The sequence below is a fragment of the Polaromonas sp. P1_E11 genome, assembly GCF_056405995.1.
This window is the reverse complement of the sequence record NZ_JBFUBA010000001.1, coordinates 266,676-285,373: the sequence shown is the minus strand read 5'-3', so window position 1 is coordinate 285,373 and position 18,698 is coordinate 266,676. Positions and strand designations below refer to the sequence as shown.

General features: G+C 62.9%; 25 protein-coding genes. 19 read left to right on the top strand and 6 right to left on the bottom strand.

All coding sequences use genetic code 11. The annotated features are described in order from the left end of the window. Window positions 1-27: 27 nt before the first annotated feature. From AC1D11_RS01425 to AC1D11_RS01415, 3 genes are all read right to left on the bottom strand, one after another. A complete protein-coding gene (locus tag AC1D11_RS01425) occupies window positions 28-681 on the bottom strand; it encodes an aquaporin (protein ID WP_477648861.1) in 654 nt (217 codons plus the stop codon). 59 nt (window positions 682-740) lie between these two features. Beyond that, the gene (locus AC1D11_RS01420) at window positions 741-1,193 is read right to left on the bottom strand and encodes an ArsI/CadI family heavy metal resistance metalloenzyme (protein WP_477648820.1); all 453 of its coding nucleotides are present in this window, start codon (window positions 1,191-1,193) and stop codon (window positions 741-743) included. A 76-nt stretch (window positions 1,194-1,269) separates the two neighbouring features. After that, on the bottom strand, window positions 1,270-1,632 hold the full coding sequence (locus AC1D11_RS01415) for an ArsR/SmtB family transcription factor (RefSeq protein ID WP_477648821.1): 363 nt from the start codon (window positions 1,630-1,632) through the stop codon (window positions 1,270-1,272). 61 nt (window positions 1,633-1,693) lie between these two features. Here AC1D11_RS01415 and arsC point away from each other — a divergent pair, with 61 nt between their 5' ends. From arsC to AC1D11_RS01400, 3 genes are all read left to right on the top strand, one after another. Then, entirely contained in the window at window positions 1,694-2,128 is a 435-nt protein-coding gene (arsC, locus tag AC1D11_RS01410) for an arsenate reductase (glutaredoxin) (protein WP_477648822.1), read from the top strand. Window positions 2,129-2,466: 338 nt separating this feature from the next. Beyond that, complete coding sequence (locus AC1D11_RS01405) at window positions 2,467-2,835, top strand: RNA recognition motif domain-containing protein (RefSeq protein WP_477648823.1); 369 nt, start codon at window positions 2,467-2,469, stop codon at window positions 2,833-2,835. Between the two features lie 208 nt (window positions 2,836-3,043). Further along, entirely contained in the window at window positions 3,044-3,274 is a 231-nt protein-coding gene (locus AC1D11_RS01400) for a hypothetical protein (protein ID WP_457278690.1), read from the top strand. Window positions 3,275-3,364: 90 nt separating this feature from the next. Here the strand turns inward: AC1D11_RS01400 and AC1D11_RS01395 are convergent, their stop codons facing one another. Then, entirely contained in the window at window positions 3,365-4,243 is an 879-nt protein-coding gene (locus AC1D11_RS01395) for a LysR family transcriptional regulator (protein WP_477648824.1), read from the bottom strand. 114 nt (window positions 4,244-4,357) lie between these two features. Here AC1D11_RS01395 and AC1D11_RS01390 point away from each other — a divergent pair, with 114 nt between their 5' ends. The 10 genes from AC1D11_RS01390 to AC1D11_RS01345 all read left to right on the top strand — a co-directional run bounded on the left by AC1D11_RS01390 (window position 4,358) and on the right by AC1D11_RS01345 (window position 11,828). Then, entirely contained in the window at window positions 4,358-4,807 is a 450-nt protein-coding gene (locus AC1D11_RS01390; RefSeq protein ID WP_477648825.1) for a VOC family protein, read from the top strand. A gap of 7 nt (window positions 4,808-4,814) precedes the next feature. Further along, complete coding sequence (locus tag AC1D11_RS01385; protein WP_477648826.1) at window positions 4,815-5,729, top strand: amino acid ABC transporter substrate-binding protein; 915 nt, start codon at window positions 4,815-4,817, stop codon at window positions 5,727-5,729. Window positions 5,730-5,828: 99 nt separating this feature from the next. Next, complete coding sequence (locus AC1D11_RS01380) at window positions 5,829-6,419, top strand: flavin reductase family protein (RefSeq protein ID WP_477648827.1); 591 nt, start codon at window positions 5,829-5,831, stop codon at window positions 6,417-6,419. 189 nt (window positions 6,420-6,608) lie between these two features. Next, window positions 6,609-6,749, top strand: coding sequence for a hypothetical protein (locus AC1D11_RS01375; protein ID WP_477648828.1), 141 nt, complete (start codon window positions 6,609-6,611; stop codon window positions 6,747-6,749). Between the two features lie 46 nt (window positions 6,750-6,795). Then, complete coding sequence (locus AC1D11_RS01370) at window positions 6,796-7,638, top strand: YhjD/YihY/BrkB family envelope integrity protein (protein ID WP_477648829.1); 843 nt, start codon at window positions 6,796-6,798, stop codon at window positions 7,636-7,638. Between the two features lie 10 nt (window positions 7,639-7,648). Continuing rightward, window positions 7,649-8,869 carry a helix-turn-helix domain-containing protein gene (locus AC1D11_RS01365; protein ID WP_477648830.1) on the top strand — a complete coding sequence of 407 codons (1,221 nt, stop codon included), beginning with the start codon at window positions 7,649-7,651 and terminating at the stop codon, window positions 8,867-8,869. A 44-nt stretch (window positions 8,870-8,913) separates the two neighbouring features. Continuing rightward, the gene (locus tag AC1D11_RS01360) at window positions 8,914-9,600 is read left to right on the top strand and encodes a Vgb family protein (RefSeq protein ID WP_477648831.1); all 687 of its coding nucleotides are present in this window, start codon (window positions 8,914-8,916) and stop codon (window positions 9,598-9,600) included. Between the two features lie 154 nt (window positions 9,601-9,754). Then, window positions 9,755-10,366, top strand: a complete 612-nt coding sequence (gstA, locus tag AC1D11_RS01355) for a glutathione transferase GstA (RefSeq protein WP_477648832.1) — start codon at window positions 9,755-9,757, stop codon at window positions 10,364-10,366. A gap of 60 nt (window positions 10,367-10,426) precedes the next feature. Beyond that, entirely contained in the window at window positions 10,427-11,215 is a 789-nt protein-coding gene (locus tag AC1D11_RS01350; protein ID WP_477648833.1) for a DUF899 domain-containing protein, read from the top strand. A gap of 25 nt (window positions 11,216-11,240) precedes the next feature. Beyond that, window positions 11,241-11,828 (top strand): hypothetical protein, encoded by a 588-nt coding sequence (locus AC1D11_RS01345; RefSeq protein ID WP_477648834.1) that lies wholly within the window; start codon window positions 11,241-11,243, stop codon window positions 11,826-11,828. 368 nt (window positions 11,829-12,196) lie between these two features. On the opposite strand, the gene AC1D11_RS01340 is transcribed toward AC1D11_RS01345, so the two are convergent. After that, on the bottom strand, window positions 12,197-12,505 hold the full coding sequence (locus AC1D11_RS01340; protein WP_477648835.1) for a plasmid stabilization protein: 309 nt from the start codon (window positions 12,503-12,505) through the stop codon (window positions 12,197-12,199). 149 nt (window positions 12,506-12,654) lie between these two features. Then, window positions 12,655-13,554, bottom strand: coding sequence for a LysR substrate-binding domain-containing protein (locus tag AC1D11_RS01335; protein ID WP_477650925.1), 900 nt, complete (start codon window positions 13,552-13,554; stop codon window positions 12,655-12,657). Between the two features lie 75 nt (window positions 13,555-13,629). Between AC1D11_RS01335 and AC1D11_RS01330 the strand changes: the two genes are divergently transcribed. The 6 genes from AC1D11_RS01330 to AC1D11_RS01305 all read left to right on the top strand — a co-directional run bounded on the left by AC1D11_RS01330 (window position 13,630) and on the right by AC1D11_RS01305 (window position 18,680). Further along, entirely contained in the window at window positions 13,630-14,757 is a 1,128-nt protein-coding gene (locus tag AC1D11_RS01330; RefSeq protein ID WP_477648836.1) for an MFS transporter, read from the top strand. Between the two features lie 53 nt (window positions 14,758-14,810). Further along, a complete protein-coding gene (locus AC1D11_RS01325; RefSeq protein WP_477648837.1) occupies window positions 14,811-15,317 on the top strand; it encodes a hypothetical protein in 507 nt (168 codons plus the stop codon). 116 nt (window positions 15,318-15,433) lie between these two features. Further along, window positions 15,434-15,727: a hypothetical protein gene (locus AC1D11_RS01320; RefSeq protein ID WP_477648838.1), complete on the top strand. Its 294-nt coding sequence runs from the start codon at window positions 15,434-15,436 to the stop codon at window positions 15,725-15,727. 111 nt (window positions 15,728-15,838) lie between these two features. After that, window positions 15,839-16,705, top strand: a complete 867-nt coding sequence (locus AC1D11_RS01315) for a GNAT family N-acetyltransferase (RefSeq protein ID WP_477648839.1) — start codon at window positions 15,839-15,841, stop codon at window positions 16,703-16,705. Then, window positions 16,705-17,577: a UDP-2,3-diacylglucosamine diphosphatase gene (locus tag AC1D11_RS01310; RefSeq protein ID WP_477648840.1), complete on the top strand. Its 873-nt coding sequence runs from the start codon at window positions 16,705-16,707 to the stop codon at window positions 17,575-17,577. The genes AC1D11_RS01315 and AC1D11_RS01310 overlap by 1 nt, the downstream gene beginning before the upstream one ends. Then, window positions 17,574-18,680, top strand: a complete 1,107-nt coding sequence (locus AC1D11_RS01305) for a glycosyltransferase family 4 protein (protein WP_477648841.1) — start codon at window positions 17,574-17,576, stop codon at window positions 18,678-18,680. Before AC1D11_RS01310 ends, AC1D11_RS01305 begins: the two co-directional genes overlap by 4 nt. The last annotated feature ends 18 nt before the right edge of the window (window positions 18,681-18,698 follow it).

Sequence of the window (18,698 nt, the reverse complement as noted above, 5' to 3'; positions counted from 1 at the left end):
GCGGTGCCTTGATTCGCCGCCTGCGTTTCAGCCTTGGCCCACGGCCTGCTGCCGGCCGAGCGCATGGTGCAGGGCCACGCCGGCCAACGCACCGGCAGCCTGGGCAGCCACAAAGCCCGCTGCACTAGCGGGCGCGATGCCGGCAAAACTGTCTGACAACATGCGTCCCAGCACGGCGGCCGGGTTGGCAAACGAGGTGCTGGCGGTGAACCAGTACGCTGCGCCGATGTAGCAGGCGACCAGCGCCGGCGCTTTGGCCGCAGGGGCACGCAGCACGACAAAAATCAATCCGCCCGTGGCCACCGCTTCGGCCAGCCACTGGCCCCAGCCGCTGCGCAGTTTGGTGCTGAACTGCAGCACGCTCATGTCAAACATGGCGTGAGCCAGCCAGGCCCCCGCTACGGCGCCCAACAACTGGAATGCTATAAAAAGAATAGCTGCTTGCGCCCGTTTCTTATGGGTCGCAGGGCCTTTTGACCACATAACAAGGGTGACCAGCGGATTGAAGTGCGCGCCACTAACCGGCCCGAGCAGCTCGATCAGCACGTACAGCGCCCACACGGTGGCCAGTGTGTTGGCCAGCAGGGCCACACCCATGTTGCCGCCGCTCAAGCGCTCGGCCATGATGCCCGAGCCGATGACGGCGCAGAGCAGGGCGGTGGTGCCGACGAATTCCGCCAGCGCCTGACGCGCGAGCGAGGGCGCGTCAGGGGAGCGGGATGCCTCCGCTACGGCAGGGCTTAACAGCACGCCGCTTTTGTGCTGGAAGCTGCGCCAGCGGGCGCGGCGCAGCAGGCCTTGCCGGCGGCGGGCTTGGCTTCGCTGAACACTGGAATGCTGTCCAGCGTATGGAACTGCTCCCAGGCGATGCCCTGCGGGTCGGTGAGCCAGTATTTGTCGCTGCGGGCGTAGCAGCAGGTGGTGGGGCCTTCGTCCAGCAGCGTCATGTCGGCGCGGGTGGCACTGGCTTTCAGGGCCTGCAGCTCTTCGGGCCTGTCGACCTGAATGCCCAGATGGTCCACGCCGGGCGCATTTCCCCGGGTAGAGATGGCAAAGTTGACCGGTGGGTCGCTGAGCATCCACTTGGCATAGTCGACCTCGGTGCGGGCAGGCTGCTGGTCAAACATGGCCGAGTAAAAGGCGATGTTCTGCTCGAGATCTTTCACGTGGACGTGGACATGGAAGCGTTTCATGGGGCTCTCCTTGGGTGGTTGTGTTGGCTTGGATCTGTGCGTGATGGAGGTGGTGGCGTGCAATCGCGTAGGGTGTTCAGCAGTTGCTGCAATCCGCCTTGGTGGCTACTTCGCAAGCGCCGCCTTCACAGCAGTGCTCCGTCAGGTAGCCCAGCAGCGCATTCATTTGCCCGAAGTTGGCGCGGTAGATCAGGTTGCGCCCGCGTGCTTCGCTGCTGACGAGGCCGGCGTGAGAGAGCTCCTTGAGGTGAAAAGACAGCGCGCTGGGCGCTACGCTCAGCTGCTCGGCCATCGTGCCCGGCGTCAACCCCTCAGGCCCGGCGACGACGAGGGCGCGGAACGCACGCAGGCGCTGGGCCTGCGCCAGCGCTGCCAGGGCCTTCACGGCAGAACCTTCCTCAAGCGGCGGAAAATCAAGGTTTTGGATTAATGTTTCCATAATTCAAATATAATTGAAATATTGAATCGATGCAACCAATCCCTTTTTCAGGAGTGAACTTATGCCTTCCGCCGTCACGATTTACCACAACCCCCAATGCGGCACGTCGCGCAATGTGCTGGCGCTGATCCGGAATGCCGGCATCGAACCCGAGGTCATCGAATACCTGAAAACCCCGCCAACGCGTGAGAAGCTGCGGGAGCTGGTTGCGCAAATGGCAGTGCCGCTGCGAGAGGTAATCCGGGAAAAGGAATCCGTCTACAAGGATCTCGGCCTGGACGATGCCACGCTGGCCGACGAAGCCCTGATCGACACGATGCTGGCCCATCCCATCCTGATCAACCGGCCCATCGTCGTTACGCCGTTAGGCACGCGCCTGTGCCGGCCTTCAGAAGCCGTGCTGGACATCCTGCCCACGCCACAGCGGGGTGCGTTCAGCAAGGAAGACGGTGAACAGGTTGTCAATGACAAAGGGGAGCGTGTGGCGGGCCGTTGATCTTCCCGTCCTTGGCGCAACGCAGTCCGGGCCGTCCGACTGCCCGGCCGGTTGCACGGGTCTGTCCATGGTCATACATCCGCGGTAATGGCGTCTTTTCGGTCATTTCCGCTGTTTAACCGAGGGAATGGGCACCTGATTTGACAAATGCTGCGCTTATAGGCACAAGAATGCTGGTGCCACCGCGTTTCCTCACGCATAATCGGGAGGTGCGGCTGCCATTGCATTCGCACAGGTTAGGTGATCGGTCAGTTTCGCGCGCTACGGCGGTACTTTTTAGGTTTGTTGTGCTTTCGGGACCCCATCGCTTTTGTTTTATGTATTTTTGAGGAGTCCCCATGGGCAATAAACTTTACGTCGGCAATCTGCCATACACGGTCCGCGACGAAGACCTGCAACAATCTTTCGGCCAATACGGCTCTGTCTCCAGCGCCAAAGTCATGATGGAACGCGACACCGGTCGCTCCAAAGGTTTTGGCTTTGTCGAAATGGGCAACGATGCCGAAGCACAAGCTGCAATTTCCGGCATGAACGGCCAGTCGCTCGGCGGCCGCAGCATCACCGTGAATGAAGCCCGTCCAATGGAAGCACGTCCTCCACGTAGCGGCGGCTTCGGCGGCGGCGGTGGTGGCGGCTACGGTGGCGGCGGCGACCGTTCCGGCGGTGGCGGCGGCTACGGCGGCGGTGGTGGTCGCGGCGGCTACTAAGCCCTGCAAACCCCCTCAACGGCAGAGATGCCGTTGCCAACCCGCTCTCTCGGCGTTACGTTGAGAACAGCATAAAAGGCTTCGGAACTTCGGTTTTGAAGCCTTTTTTCTTTGGGGCTGGGTAATATTTACCTGCGGGCACATTGCCGGGCCGTCACAACGTTTGCAGTTCACGTGCGCAGGGTGTTTCGTGGCCTAATGCCCCTCTATGAAGGTTCACAAGGTGCACGACGCGACCATCCTTATGTTGGGTGACAGTCCCCCACCGGGCGACTTCGATCTATGCATCTATGAGGCAGAAGACGGCGACGGATGGCAAGGCTTTGTTGCCGGGCGCGCCGGGTCAGCCAGTGCCGAATTTCGGCTTGCAAGTGCCTCGGCTACCTATGAAGCCGCACTGGCCAGCTGGATGGAGTCCAACCGGGGTCACGGCCGATGACCATCTGGAGGGCATCTGGCACGACGGTGATGAGCCTCCGGCCGCATTCCCGGGTGTCACAAGCGCTGCCGATCTTGATGGCAAAAAACTTTATGGAACAGACGGCGACAGGGCCTGGCGAAGACATCTTTCCAGGGCCTGCGTGACGCGCCGGCGTGCACTCATGCCTTTGCGCAGGATGCCGATCTCGCGGTAAAAGGTCTTTTCGCCCAGGGAGATTGCGCGCACACCCGGTGGCATGGGCAGGTAGGCCTCCACCATCGGCACCAGCGCAACTCCCAGGCCTTCGGCGACAAGGTTCATCAGACCCGTGATCTCGTCAAGCTCGATGGAGTCCTGCACCGCCAGTTTGTTCTCGCGCAGGAACCGGGTTACCAGACGCCCACCGAAAGACGTGCGCTCGTAGCGCAAAAAAGGCTGCGACTGGAGCAATGCGCGCCAGTCCCGCCCTTTGGTTTCCTTGCGCACGAGCAACTTGAAGGGTTCGTACATCAAGGTTTGCCAGGTCATTTCCGGCAGGATGCCGAACGGGGGCCGGATCATCACCGCCGCGTCGATCTCAGCGCTGTCGAGCTGGTCCATCAGCTTCATGGACACGCCGGGAGCAATGTGGACGAGCAGTTTCGGGTTTTCTTTCCTCAGCGCCGCCAGTGCTCGGGGAAGCACCGAAGACTGAACAGAGGCAATGGCGCCGATCCGCAAGGTGCTGGCAAGCTCGTCATCGGTGCCCGCATCGCCCAGCTTTGAGAACAGCAGAACAATCTCTTCGGCACGCGCGAGCACCCTGGCACCCTCTTCGTTGAGCACTGCGGAACGCCGTGTCCGGTCAAAGAGCGCCAGCCCGAGGGATTCTTCCAGCCGCTGGATCTGGCTGCTCACGGCGGACTGGGTCAGTCCAATCTGGCCGCCGGCGGCGGAAAAGCCGCCGTAACGCACCACCGCGATCAAGGTTTTCAGCTCGGTAATCACATGGGTTTTCCATTAATTCATCGAAATTATTGATTCTCAGGTTGAATATATATCGTTTTTCAAAGTGCATCAATCGACCTAAAGTGCGGCTTCCACGACTCAAAGAGGCTTTCGATGACCACGCCAAACGCAACCACTCCCGCCAAAGCGCTTCCGCCATTTCATCTGGCGTTCCCTGTCCACGACCTCGCTGTCGCACGCCGGTTTTACGGTGAATTACTGGGCTGTCCCGAAGGCCGCAGCTCCAGCGAATGGGTCGACTTCAACTTCTACGGCCACCAGATCGTGGCGCACCTGGCGCCCGACGAGTGCGGCCACCGCCAGACCAGCGCCGTTGACGGCCACAACGTCCCGGTTCGCCACTTTGGCGCGATCCTGTCCCTCGGCGAGTGGGATGTCCTGGCGGCCCGGTTGAAAGCAGCGGGCACGCAGTTCGTCATCGAACCCTACGTCCGCTTCAAGGGTGAGCCCGGTGAACAGGCCACCATGTTCTTCCTCGACCCGTCCGGAAACGCCATCGAGTTCAAAGCCTTCGCCACGCTCGACAGCCTGTTTGCCAAGTGAAGGAAGCATGATGATGAAATTGGTAGCCTGTTCGGGCATTGCCGCAGCGTTCTTCCTGGCGGGGGCTGCGGCCACCGCGCAGCCAATCGACACGCTCAAGAAGATCAAGGAGACGGCAGCCGTCACCATGGGCGTCCGTGAAGCCTCCGGCGCCATGTCCTATACGCTGGGCGCAGGCGAATACACGGGGTTTCATGTGGACATCTGCAAAAGGGTGATCGCGGATATCCAGAAGCAGCTGGGCCTGGCGAAGCTGGACGTGCGCTTTCAGTCCGTCACCGCGCAAAACCGGATCCCTCTGGTCCAAAACGGCACGGTAGACCTGGAGTGCGGGACAACGACGAACAACGCCGCACGTCAAAAGGATGTTGCCTTCGCACCGACGCTCTATATTGAAGAAGTCCGGGTCGCCACCAAAACCAGGACCGGAATCACCAGCCTGTCCCAGCTTGCCAACAGGACGGTGTCCGCCACATCTGGCGCTACAGCCGTCCAGCTTATCCGCAAGCACGAACGCGCGGCGGGCGTCGACTTCAAGGAGGTTTATGGCAAGGACAACAGCGAAGGTTTCCTGCTTCTTGAAAATGACCGGGCCGAAGCGTTCGTGGCGGACGGCCAGATCCTGGCCACCATGATTTCCCAGTCAAAACAGCCGAAAAACTATGTGGTGCTGAAAGAAGTCCTGAGCGTCGAGCCGATTGCCATCATGCTGCCCAAAGGGGATGCCTCCTTTAAACAGGCGGTGGACGCCAGCATTGCCAGAATGGCGAAAAGCGGGGAGGTGGCAAAGCTCTATGACAAATGGTTTGTCCAGCCGATACCGCCGAACAACACACAGGTAGGCATGCCCGCATCGGAGCTGACAAGGGCGGCATGGGCCAACCTGAGCGACAAGCCGCTGGAAGACTACACGAAGAAGTAGCGAGAAAGTAGCGAGGAAGAGGGGCGAGGGGAGCAGCCCGCCCTGAACGCATCGGGCCCAACATAATCGGCAGCATGAAATGCACCGGGAAGAAATGACATGACACACTTCAAGGAAGTCGCCCTCGCACACGCCAGCCGCCTGATCAATCACGGCCCAACGGTTTTGGTGACGAGCGCGCACGGCACGGCGCGCAACGTGATGGCCGCCGCCTGGTCGATGCCCGTGGAGTTCACGCCGCCTCGCATCGCCATCGTGATCGACAAGAAAACCTATACGCGTGAACTGATCACCGCCAGCGGTGGCTTCGGCATATGCCTTCCGTGCACGGCCCTGGCTGGCTTGACGCATGCAGTCGGTAGTGAGTCCGGCCGCACGGGCGACAAGTTTGCGCACTACGGCTTGAAGGCCCGCACGGGGCCGGTACTCGGCATGCCCGTGCTGGAGGAGGGCTGCGCGGCATGGCTGGAGTGCCGCCTGATCCGCGAGCTGCATACCGAAGACGCGTACGACACCTGCTTTGCGGAGGTGGTCGCTGCCGCCGCCGATGAACGTGTGTTCCAGCAGGGGCACTGGCGCTTCGGCGACGACAACCTCGATCTGCAGACGATTCACCATCTGGGAGGCGGAAATTTCGTCAGGCCGGCGGGAATGTTTCATGCCGGTGATGCGGCTGCAAAGAGGCCCTGAATCGATCACCTGCCGGGAGTTGGTTTCAACCCACAACGGCCCCAAATGCCACGGATGGTCAGGCGAAGGCCTTACTCCATTTCCAGATCGCTCGTGAACGCGAAGGCGAAGCGCGGACAGTACAAACGTACGGCCAGCGAAGCCGACAAAGTGCACGGATGATCTGGAAATGGAATTACCATTGCGGCCATGAAAACAACCTACATCTTCGGCGCCATCCTGGCTTGCAGCGTCATCGGCGCATTGGTCGGTGCCCGCTCGGTCAAGACCGGACTTCTGGTGACATCAGGGCTGCTGTCCCTTTATGGCCTGTTCCGCCTGCTGGGTTGAACGTACCGGCATTTCCTGACCGGCGCGACACGAGCCTCCCAATTCCATGGCAACCAGCCGAAACCAGGGCAACCTGATCACCCGCCTCCTGCAGCGCGGCAGGGAAGAGCGCATCGCCCAGGCGGCGGGCGGTCTCACTTTCACGATGGTGATGTCCATGGTGCCGATGCTGGCGGTGAGCTTCGCGCTGTTCGCGCGCACGCCAGCGCTGCATGCCACCGGTGACGCAATTCGCGAGCACCTGCTGCGCGGCCTGTTGCCGGAGGGCATCGCCAAGACGGTGCTCAAGCACCTGGCGCAGTTTGCGGGCAATGCCAATGGCCTCACGCTGGTGGGCTTTGCGCTGCTGCTGGTGTCGGCCCTGACGCTGCTGCTGAGCATGGAAAACACGCTGAATCGCATATGGCAGGTGAAGAAACCGCGCCCCGTGCTGCGCCGGCTGGCTTTGTACGCAGGCATGCTGCTCACGGGGCCGGTGCTCATCGGTGCCAGCCTGTGGGCCGCGTCTTATCTGGTGGCGGCTTCCAGCGGGTTGGTGGGCGCGCGGCCTGCCTGGGTGCCGCATGCCATTAACCTGGGGCCCGCCATTCTGAGCGCCATCGGCTTCACCTGCCTGTTCCGCTTCGTGCCGAACACCGTCGTGCGGTGGAGTCATGCGATCGCGGGTGGCCTGCTTGCCGGTATTGCCTTTGAGCTGGGCAAGTACGGCTTCGCGATTTACCTGGCCAACGTGCCAACCTACCGCACGATCTACGGGGCCTTCGCGCCGCTGCTGGCTTTTCTGGTGTGGGTGTATTACTCGTGGCTGGTCACGCTGGCCGCGGCGCTGGTCAGCGCCAGCCTGCCGCGCGCCGGGGCGCAGCCGGCGCGCCGGTTGTCACGCGCATAACCATGTCAGCATGGATTCACTGATTGCCGCCTCCGCCCGCGCACTGGCCGCCGGCGATGCGCTCGGTGCCCTCAAGCGCGTTGCCCTGCGCGACGATCCCCCGGCGCTGGCCCTGCGCGGCATCGCCATGGCCCAGCTGGGTGAGCACCCGCGCGCCCGCGAGCTCCTGAAACGCGCCGCGCGCGGCTTTGGCGCCCATGAAGAACTTGCGCGTGCGCGCTGCGTGGTGGCAGAAGCCGAGGTGGCCATGGCCATGCGCGACTTCGCCGGCTCGCCACGCGCACTGGCGGCAGCGGCAGCCACGCTGGAGGCACATGCCGACACAGCCAATGCGCTGCAGGCCTGGCTCATCACCGCACGGCGGCTGTTGCTGCTGGGCCGGCTTGATGAGGCCGCAGCGGCGCTGACGAAGCTGGATGCACGCGGCTTGCCGCCTTCGCTGCGGGCCGTGGCGGAACTGACTGCTGCCGAACTAGCGCTGCGCTCGCTGCGCGTCGGCGACGCGCGGATGGCGCTGGCGCGTGCGCACGCAGCGGCCGAACGTGCGCAGGTGCCGGCGCTCATGGCCGAAGTCACCGAAGCGCGCGCTGCGCTTGACAGGCCCGCCGCCCGGCGCCTCACGGCTAGCGGAGAGCAGGCGCTGCGCCTTGACGAGGTTTCAGCACTCCTGGCTTCGGCCGCATTGGTGGTCGACGCCTGCCGCCGCGGGCTGGGCGCGGTAGACCAGTGGCGGCCGCTGGCGCGCCGGCCGGTGTTGTTCTCGCTGGCACGTTCGCTTGCCGAAGCATGGCCTGGTGATGTGAGCCGCGAAGCGCTGATCGAATCCGCCTTTCGCACCAGGCGCCCCGACGAGACGCACAGGGCGCGCCTGAGGGTCGAAATTGGCCGCCTGCGAGCGCTGGTCAAAACACTCGCAAGCATCGAAGCCACTGAGCGGGGCTTTATCCTGAAGCCGCTGGCCGGGCGCGATGTGGCTGTGCTGGCACCGCCCATTGATGGCGAGCAGGCCTCGCTGGTGGCGCTGCTCTCGGACGGCGCGGCCTGGTCCACTTCGGCACTCGCGCTGGCCTTGGGGGCAAGCCAGCGCACCGTGCAGCGGGCGCTGGCCGATCTGGAAGCCGGTGGGCGGGTGCGCTCCATGGGCCGGGCACGGGCTCAGCGCTGGCTGGCGCCGCCGCTGGCGGGATTCACGACGATCTTGTTACTCCCCGCTTCGCTGCCGATTGGATAGAGTTGACTCCATGGCGCCGACGGACGGTGCATTAAGGAGCAACGATGAGCAGCAAGACACTCAAAAGCAAAGCCGAGCCCAAGGCGCGCCCCGCCGAGATCGTGCGCGAATACAGCTTCCCCGGCGTCAACGACGTCGCCGGTGTCACGCATGATGGCCAGCGCGTCTGGGCCGCCACCGGCGCAAAAATCGTTGCCTTCGACCCCGCCAGTGGCGAACAAACGCGCACGCTGGAATGCGCCGGTGACGCCGGTACCGCCTTCGACGGCAAACACCTCTACCAGATCGCCGAGACGCGCATCGACAAGATCGACCCGGCCACGGGCAAAGTGGTGGCCACCATCCCGGCGCCCGGCAGTGGCAGCGACTCGGGCCTGACCTGGGCCGAAGGCAGCCTGTGGGTGGGCCAGTACCGCGACCGCAAGATCCACCAGGTTGACCCGAAGACTGGCGCCATCCAGCGCACGATTGAATCGAACCGCTTCGTCACTGGCGTGACGTGGGTGGACGGCGAACTCTGGCACGGCACCTGGGAGGGCGATGACAGCGAGATCCGCCGCATCGACCCGAAGAGCGGCGCCGTGCTCGAGCGGCTGGAAATGCCGAAAGGCACCGGCGTCAGCGGACTGGAATCCGACGGCGCAGACCTCTTCTATGCGGGCGGCGGCAAGAGCGGAAAAGTCCGAGCCGTTCGGCGGCCTAAAGCAGAAAAAGCGGCAAGGGCCGCATAGAACACAGCGCAAGGTGTAGCCCCCTTGCGCTGACAACCCCATTCGGTCACCAGGACCGATAACGAGCGCACCTGTTACCAGCACGGGTCGGGCAGCGCATTGACCCACGCAACGCAAACCCAAGTAAACGGCTCACCGAGCCAAGGAGAAAACCATGAAGCTTTACTACAGCCCGTCCGCCTGTTCTTTGTCGCCGCACATCGTGGCCAATGAGTTGGGCCTTGCCATCGAACTCGTGAAGGTCGACGTGGTCGCCAAGCGCACCGAGCACGGCGAAGACTTTCTCGCCATCAACCCCAAAGGCCTGGTGCCCGTGCTCCGGCTGGACGACGGCACCCTGCTGACGGAAGGCCCCGCCGTTGTGCAATACCTTGCCGACCTGAAGCCTGACGCGCAGCTGGCACCCGCCAGCGGCAGCATGGCGCGCTATCGCCTGCAGGAGATGCTGGGGTACATCAATTCAGAGCTGCACCAAGGCTACATGCCGCTGTTCAACCCGGCCTGCAGCGATGAGGTTCGCAGCGCACGCATGGCCCACCTGCACAAACACTATCGCCTGCTGGAAGCCGCGCTTGGCCGCACGACGTTCCTGCTGGGTGACCGTTTCACAGTGACCGATGCCTATTTGTTTGTGGTCACGCGCTGGGCGGAGTTCGTCAAGCTGGACCTGTCGGCCTTCCCGAACCTGCTGGCGTTTCAGGCACGCATCGCGGCCCGGCCCGCCGTGCAGACGGCGATGCGCCGTGAACAACCGGCCGTTGCCTGATCCCAGACCGCCTGCCGCTTATCCACTGAATCACCCGCCCGTTTAACCCAGGAGAACACCATGAATACCACCATGACCGAAACATCCGCCATGAAGCACTCCGTTGTGTCCAGAGACAAATGGCTGGCCGAGCGCAAGACGCTGCTGGCCCAGGAGAAAGAACTGACACGCCTGCGCGACCGGATAGCCGGCGAGCGCCGTGCGCTCCCGTGGGTCCGCGTCGAAAAAAACTACGTCTTCGACACGCCCGAAGGCAAACGCTCGCTTGCCGACCTGTTCGGAGGGCGCCGCCAGCTGATGGTGCAGCACTTCATGTTCGGCCCGGGCTGGGAGCAGGGCTGCCCGAGCTGCTCTTACATGGCCGACCACACCGCTGGTATGCAGATCCACCTGGAGCACCGCGACGTGAGTTTTGTGGCCGTCTCGCGCGCCACGCTGCCCGAGATCGAGCGTTTTCGCCGCCGCATGGGCTGGAACTTCAAATGGGTTTCTTCGAACAGCAGCGACTTCAACTACGACTTCCACGTGAGCTTCAAGCCCGAGGAAAGGGTCAACGGCACCGTCAACTACAACTACGGCATGACCGAATTCCCGGCGGAGGAAGCGCCCGGCATCAGCCTGTTCTACAAGGATGACGCAGGCGAAGTTTTCCACACCTATTCGACCTACGGGCGCGGTGTGGAGGTAATGATGGGCACCTACAACATGCTGGACCTCACGCCCAAGGGGCGAAGCGAGCATGACGGGTTTTACAAGATGGACTGGGTGCGCCACCACGACCGCTACGAAGCTGCGTCCGCATTCACGCCCGCGCCCGAAGCCGATCCGTGCTGCAGCACCAGGGCCTGAGCAGTCCGCGACCGGTGCGCACATCATGTCAAGCTTTTGGCCGTGGCTTGTGGTGGCAGGTGTCGGCGCCCTTCATGGGCTGAACCCCGCCACCGGCTGGGCGCTCGCCGCCGCGTGGGGCGTGCGCGCACGCGACAGGTCACAGGCGCTGCGGGCGCTGCTGCCTATTGCAGCCGGGCACACCGCATCGATCGCGCTGGTGGCTGGCGCGGTGGCAGGGGGCCTGGCGCTGGATCGCTTCACCCTGCAGGTCCTGGCAGGCGGCCTGCTGGTTGCTTTCGCCGTGGTTCACCTGTCGGGCCGCGCACCCAGGGCGGCGCGCGCGCCGGCGGGGCACGCCGGGCTGGCGCTCTGGTCTTTCATGATGTCCACCGCGCACGGCGCCGGCTTGATGCTGGTGCCGGCCCTGATCCCGTTGTGTGCAGGGGAGGCGCGGGCAGCGGAGCTGGCAGGGTCAGGACCGCTGGCGCTGGCGCTCGCGGCGGTAGGCGTTCATACCGCGGCGATGCTCGTTGTCACCGGCTTGGTCGCCGCCGGGGTTTGCCGTGGTTGGGATGCCGGTGCCCGTGTGATCAATGCTCGCAAGCGGGTACGGCCTCCGGCGCAGGGCTGATGGTGATGTGGCTGCGCGAAGCGCTGGCCAGGCTCCACAGGCTGCCATGGCCGAGGCAATTGCTGCTTCCACTGTCTGGGTGTCGTTTGATTTTTGCTATCTTTTCTATAGCTGCTCGCGCAGATTCCTATTGGTCTTGAACGCGATTTGATCCCCAAAACAGGCAAAAAAACGGCAGTTTTTGAGCGTTTCGATGTTTTTCCCTCTGCCCAAGCGTCTTTTTGGGTGCCTTGAGAGCCCGTTTTTAAGGGTAATTTAGCTCGTTGAGGCAATGTGAATGGGCGCGAGCAGCTATTAAAACAATAGCGATTTCGCCGCGCCGCGTGCAGCCATTGCGCCCGCTGGCAGCTGGAACACACCCGGCAGGGCTATTTCCTGGCCGCGTTCCGCTTGCGGGTGGCGGCGGCTTTTTTGGCAGAGGCTGACCGCTCTTCCGCACTGCGGGAAGCTGCGGCTGCGCCGCCAAGGCGCCCGCCTTTGCGGGAAGGTGCATGGTTTTCCGCCTTGCCGCGGCCTGAGCCCGACTTTTTGCCGCCGCCAGTTTCCTTGTTGACGGTGGCCCAGGCCCGGCGCTCGGCTTCTTCCTTGCCGACGCCGCGGTCTTCGTAGCCTTCTTCAATGTGTTCAGCCTTGCGCTTTTGCTTGTCGCTGTAGGCAGATTTGTCGCCTCTGGGCATGTCGGTTCTCCTTGGCTGGGTTTTCTTCGCCGTGATCGCTGTGATCGCGAGAGCTTGAAAATACTGCACCGGGGCAGGGCACTTCGCGCGCGACATTCCCGAAAAAAGGTCGGTGATCTCCTACGCGGCGCGGCGCTTCGCTGCCAGTCTCAATCTTCCGCTGAAGGCGCGGCGTTCAGTTCATCCATCAGCCACTGCGCAAACTGCTGCGTCTCCGGGGCGGCATTGGGCGCAAGGCCAAAATAGTGGCGACCCAGCGCCATCCGCAATTCCGGCAAGGGGCTCATCAACCGCCCCGCCGCCATGTCATGGGTAATTTGCGATACCGGCGCCAAGGCAAAACCCAACCCGTCGACGGCGGCCTGAAGCACAAAGTGCAAATGGTCAAATTGCAGGCAACTGGCTGGATTCAACTCTGGTGCGTTCACCTGCTTTTTCCAGTTCTCCCAATCATGGTTGCGCGATTTGGACAGCAGCAAGACATGGGACGCCAGAGAGTGCGGGCCGGTGACGGGGCGGCTGGCAAACAGTGCAGGCGACCCAACAACAAGAACTTCGTCTTCCAGAAATGGATGAATCTGCATCGCCGGCGGCCACCCCTTGGTGCTCCGCCGGATGGCCAGATCGAACTCATCCACCGCTTTGTCCGGCGGCAAGGTGCTGGTCATCACCTGCGGTTCGATGTCCGGGTGCTTCGCCACGAACGCTGACAACCTGGGAATCAGCCAGCGCACCGCGAACGTGGGCCGGACGTTGATCTTGACGGCGCGCAATGGCGTTCCACCCCTGAGTGATTCGGCGGCTGCGCCAATCTGCTCGAGTGCGGGGCCTACCTGCGTATGGAACTGATGGCCGGCTGCCGTCAGAAGAACTTGCCGGGTTTTTCGCTCGAACAGGTCGACGCCCAGATAGGTTTCCAGCGCCTTGATCTGGCGGCTGATGGCGCCGTGCGTCACATGCAATTCCAGGGCAGCCCGGCTGAAACTCTGATGGCGCGCCGCCGCCGCGAAAGCGCGGACCGCGTTCAACGGAGGCAGGCGAGGCAACATGTGTGCAATTTTCTCACACGTGCCGCGCACTAATATCGTTTGTCGGGAGAGACGGCCCTGCGCACCATACAAGCCATGCAACAGATCACGGCTTCTACTTCCGACCGCAACTCGCGCCATGCCGCCATGGTGCTCGGGCTGTCACTTCCGGGGGACACGGTGCTCTACCTGCTCCTGCCGATGTTCGCTCCTGCGTTTGGCGTCACCTTGCCCGAAGCGGGCATTCTCCTGGCCGCTAACCGCCTGGTGCGCATTGCGGGCTACGCAGCGGTAGCAAGGTTTTATGCCCGTAACGGTGAACGGCTCACCTGCTCACTGGCGGCGCTTGCGGCCGCGGTGTGCGCGCTGGGCTACGCGATGCTGACCGGGTTCGTCGCCCTGTTGTTCTTGCGGCTCTTGTGGGGCCTGGCCTTCGCAGCCCTGAACCTGGCCACCCAGGCATTGGCCACCGCCGAACCGGCGGGCGCTGCGCGTCGGGCAGGGCGGTCCCGCGCATTCACGGCACTTGGGCCCATGCTTGCTTTGCCATTGGGCGGCGTGTGTGCGCTTTGGTTCGGCCCTAAAGTTATTTTTTTCCTGTTCGCGGCTGTCGCGTTGAGTGCCTTGCTGGTCGCGCGGCAGTTGCCAACCGCCGCGCATGCCGAGCCGGCACCACGAAAAACAGGAATCAGGCTTCCGGGCGGGCTGGACATCTTTTCCTTCACGGAAGGCCTGGTGCTGGACGGCCTCTTCATCATCGGCCTGTCTTATCTGGGCCGTGACCTGCTGCCCGGCAACCCGGTCATCGTGGCCGGGCTTCTGCTGTCGGTCCGCTACCTGGCGGAAATTGTCTTGAGTTCTGCCGGCGGACACATGGCAGAAAAGCATGGCGTCGAAGTTCTCCTGGTGACCTTTTCCGTGCTCACTTCCGTTGCCCTCCTGGGCTTTGGTTTCGGCTGGCTGTGGACTTGCGCACTTGCCATCGTGGTTTTGCGTGCCTTGCTGTTGCCGCTGCTGCCGCCGCTGGTCGCATTGCGCACGCCGGGGCCCGGACGCATACAGGCCCTCGCCACACGCTCGGTCTGGCGCGACATGGGCGCCGGCGCAGGCCCGGTGCTGGCCGGCCTGTTGTTGCCCATCGTGCCCTCCGCATGGATTTACGGTATTGCTGCCCTTCTTCTTTCGGCCACCGCCATGGCCTGCCTGAGGCCGCGCAGCAACTGAGTGCGCATCCGATACCGCTTTTTTGCATTCCCTCTTTTTTTGGAGATTTTTACTTGGACATTCATCACACGCTCATCAATTGCGCCGGGGGAACTGTTGCGTTACCAGTCAGCCCGATGAACCATCGAAGCGATGGCGGACATTTGCTGGTCAATCCGCCCCGGCCGGTGTGGGAAAGAAGTGAGTTGACGCCCGATGAACTGGCGCTATGGGCCTGCCTGGTCGCAGCCACCGCAAGAGCCATGCTGGAAACACTGCCCCAACTCGCCGGAGGGTGCCTGAATTACTGGGAGGCAGGCAACAACGCGCTCAACGAGCTGGCGCATCCCCCCGGGCCGAAAACCCCTCAACTTCACCGGAAAATGCATCTGCATATTTTTGGAAGAAGCCCAACAGCGAGTCACCCCGATTGGCAATGGGGCGAACCTCCGCAGTTTCCAAAATTTGCTTCATCCAAAGCCTGGGCGGCCCAGTTCAGTCGCCTGGAGGCGGACGAATGCGAAGCCATAACCAAGAGGCTCGAAGTGCTGTTGGCAACCAGGTACGCGGTGGGCTCCTAAACGCGCTGCGCAGGCGGCCGACGCGTGCCCTCCACACGGCGCGAATTTCTTCGGGTGTCACACAACTGCCATTGAACTGACACGAACGCGTCACCCCGGGCTCCCAGAATCACGCCATGACCAGCATGACGGAGCACTCGATGGGAGCGATTCCACAACAGGCCAGCCTGGCTAATGACGGGCAGGGGCACGGCCCCGGCCGCACCCTGAGCAGCGGCATCCAGGATTTCAACAAGCAGTGCCTGCGCATCCTGCGCTGCACCGCGCAAGCCTTGGCGAACAGCCCGGGCGGCTTGCGCTTCAAGGCGGGCACCCGGCCCTGGCTTGAGGGTCTTTCGAATGCGCGGCCGATGCTGGCCGCCGGTTTGGGGCGACGCGACAAGGTGGTTTCGCTGACCGCCGGTGATTGAGAGTCAAAGCCCCTTTTTTGGGGCTTTTTTACAGCGCGATTTGAAGTTTCTGAATTGCCGAGTTGATGAGTTGCCGAAGTTGTTGAGACACCAGGAAACAAGGAGTTAGCCATGAAAGAACTGCCCAATCCCACCTTTGCATTGTCGCCAGTCGCAATGCCACGGGGGTCACTTCATCAAAGCGGTCATGCTGTCATTCCCGCCGCTGTTCAAAGGCCTGCCGTGGGGAAAATCACGGTCAGCTGGGCCCGGCACCAGGACGAGGTCCGGCAGGCACAGCGCCTGAGGTATCAGGTTTTTGCACTCGAAATGGGTGCCAACCTTTCCAAAGTGCTCCCCGGCCACGACGTCGACCTGTTTGACGACTACTGCGAACACCTGCTGGTGCGCGATGCCGACAGCCAGGAAGTCATAGGTACCTACCGCGTGCTGACGCCGACCCAGGCAAAGCGCGTGGGCAGCACCTACAGCGACACGGAATTTGACCTGACCCGCCTGCGCTCCCTGCGCGAGCGCATGGTCGAGCTGGGCCGCAGCTGCGTGCATGCCGACCACCGCCACGGCGGCGTCATCCTGGCGCTGTGGGGTGCACTGGCTGAATTCATGGCGCGCAACCAGCTGGACACGATGATCGGCTGCGCCAGCATCCCGATGCAGCACAACGGTGTTTCGAGTGGCCACGCCGCCGCCAGCATCTGGCGCCAGGTGCGCGAAACGCATTTGGCACCCATTGAATACCGCGTCACACCGCGCCTGGCGCTGCCGGTGGAAAAGCTGGACGACACGCTGGACGTGGAGCCGCCCGCGCTGATCAAGGGCTATTTGCGCCTGGGTGCCAAGGTGCTGGGCGCACCGGCCTGGGACCCGGACTTCAACTCGGCCGACCTGCCCATGATGATGCGCATCGCCGACCTGCCGCCGCGCTACCTCAAGCATTTTTCCGGCAAGCCCGCGTCGGGCAGCCCTTCGGAGGCCTGATGCGCAGCATGTTTGACGCCATGGGCGCGCTGGCTTCGTCTGGGAATGGCTTCAGCGGGTACAGCGACGACCATGATGACGACGACTCGCTGCGCAAGCGCTATCGCACCATCTTCATTTCCGACATCCACCTGGGTACCCCCGGCTGCCAGGCGGTCGCGCTGCTGGATTTTTTGAAGGCCCACCCGAGTGACAACCTGTACCTCGTGGGCGACATCGTGGACGGCTGGCAGCTGCGCCGCCGCTGGTACTGGCCGCAGTCGCACAACGACGTGGTGCAAAAACTGCTGCGCCGCGCCCGCAAAGGCTGCCGCGTGGTCTATGTGCCGGGCAACCATGATGAGTTTGCGCGTGAATTTATTGGCAACCAGTTCGGCGGTATCGAGGTGATTGATGAAGCCGTGCACACCACCGCCGACGGCCGGCAACTGTGGATCATCCACGGCGACTACTTCGACGCGGTGGTGCAGTGCGCCAAATGGCTGGCCTACGTAGGCGACAACCTCTATGAATTCACACTCAAACTCAACCGCCATCTCAACAGCCTGCGCGCCCGCATGGGGCTGCCGTACTGGTCGCTCTCTAGCTACCTGAAGCAAAAGGTCAAGAGCGCGCTCAATTACGTCACCGACTTTGAAGAGGCCGTGGCCAATGAAGCCCGCCGCCGCGGCCACCAGGGCGTGGTCTGCGGGCACATCCACCGCGCCGAGATGCGTGACATCAACGGCGTGCTGTACTGCAACGACGGCGACTGGGTGGAAAGCCGCACCGCGCTGGTGGAAAACTTCGACGGCACGCTGGAGCTGGTGCACTGGGCGCCCGCACATGAAACTCAGGGCCGCGGGCATGTAGCTTCCACGGTGACCGCATGAGAGTCGCTCTTGTAACGGATGCCTGGCTGCCGCAGGTCAACGGCGTGGTCACCACTCTGGTAGAGCTGGTGCGGGAGCTTCAGGAGCTTGGGCATCAGGTGGAAGTGATCCAGCCTGGCCTTTTCAAGACGCGGCCGTGCCCGGGTTATGCCGGCATTGACCTGGCGGTGCGCCCCAAGCGCGGCCTGACCGAAAAGCTCGACGCCTTTGCGCCTGAGGCCATCCATATTGCCACCGAAGGCCCGCTGGGCTGGGCTGCGCGCAGCTATTGCCTCAAGCGCGGCCTGAAGTTCACCACCGCGTTTCACACCAAGTTCCCCGAGATCCTTCATGCGGCATTGAAGATTCCGCTGTCATGGGGTTATGCGCTGTTCCGCCATTTCCACAGGCCCTCGTCGGGCGTAATGGTGCCTACCCACGGTGTGTTGCGCATGCTGGAGCAGCGGGGTTTTCAGAACCTGCGCAGCTGGACGCACGGCGTGGACACGGAGCTTTTCGGCTTTGAGCCGCAAGCGCGGCTGTACCCGCCCATGGGGACGGTGGTGCGGCCGGTGTCGTTGTTTGTGGGCCGGGTGTCGTATGAAAAAAATATCGAGGCTTTCCTCAAGCTCGACATTCCGGGGACCAAGGTGGTTTGCGGGGTAGGGCCCCTGGAGGCGACGCTCAAGGAGCGTTATCCGCAGGTCCGCTGGATGGGTGTTCTGCCCCGGGATGAGCTGGCCAAGGTCTATGCCGCCGCCGATGTGTTTGCCTTTCCCAGCCGGTCGGAAACTTTTGGCCTGGTGATGCTCGAAGCCATGGCGGCCGGCACACCGGTGGCGGCTTACCCGGTCGATGGCCCGCTGGAGGTGCTTGGAAAGCCCGACGGAAGCTGTCACGGCGGTGTCATGCATGAAGATTTGCAACAGGCTTGTTACAGCGCTTTGGCTGTGCCGCGCCATGAAGCCCGTTTGCGCGCGCTGGACTTCAGCTGGGCCCATGCGGCGCAGCTTTTCGAGTCATTCCTCGTAACCGCCGGGCACAACAACGCCATGAGCAGTACTTGCCAGCCTTTTCAGGCGGGTGCACCATCAGTCAAAAGTACTGTCACGCCATTGTCATGAAACACGTCAACACTGTGA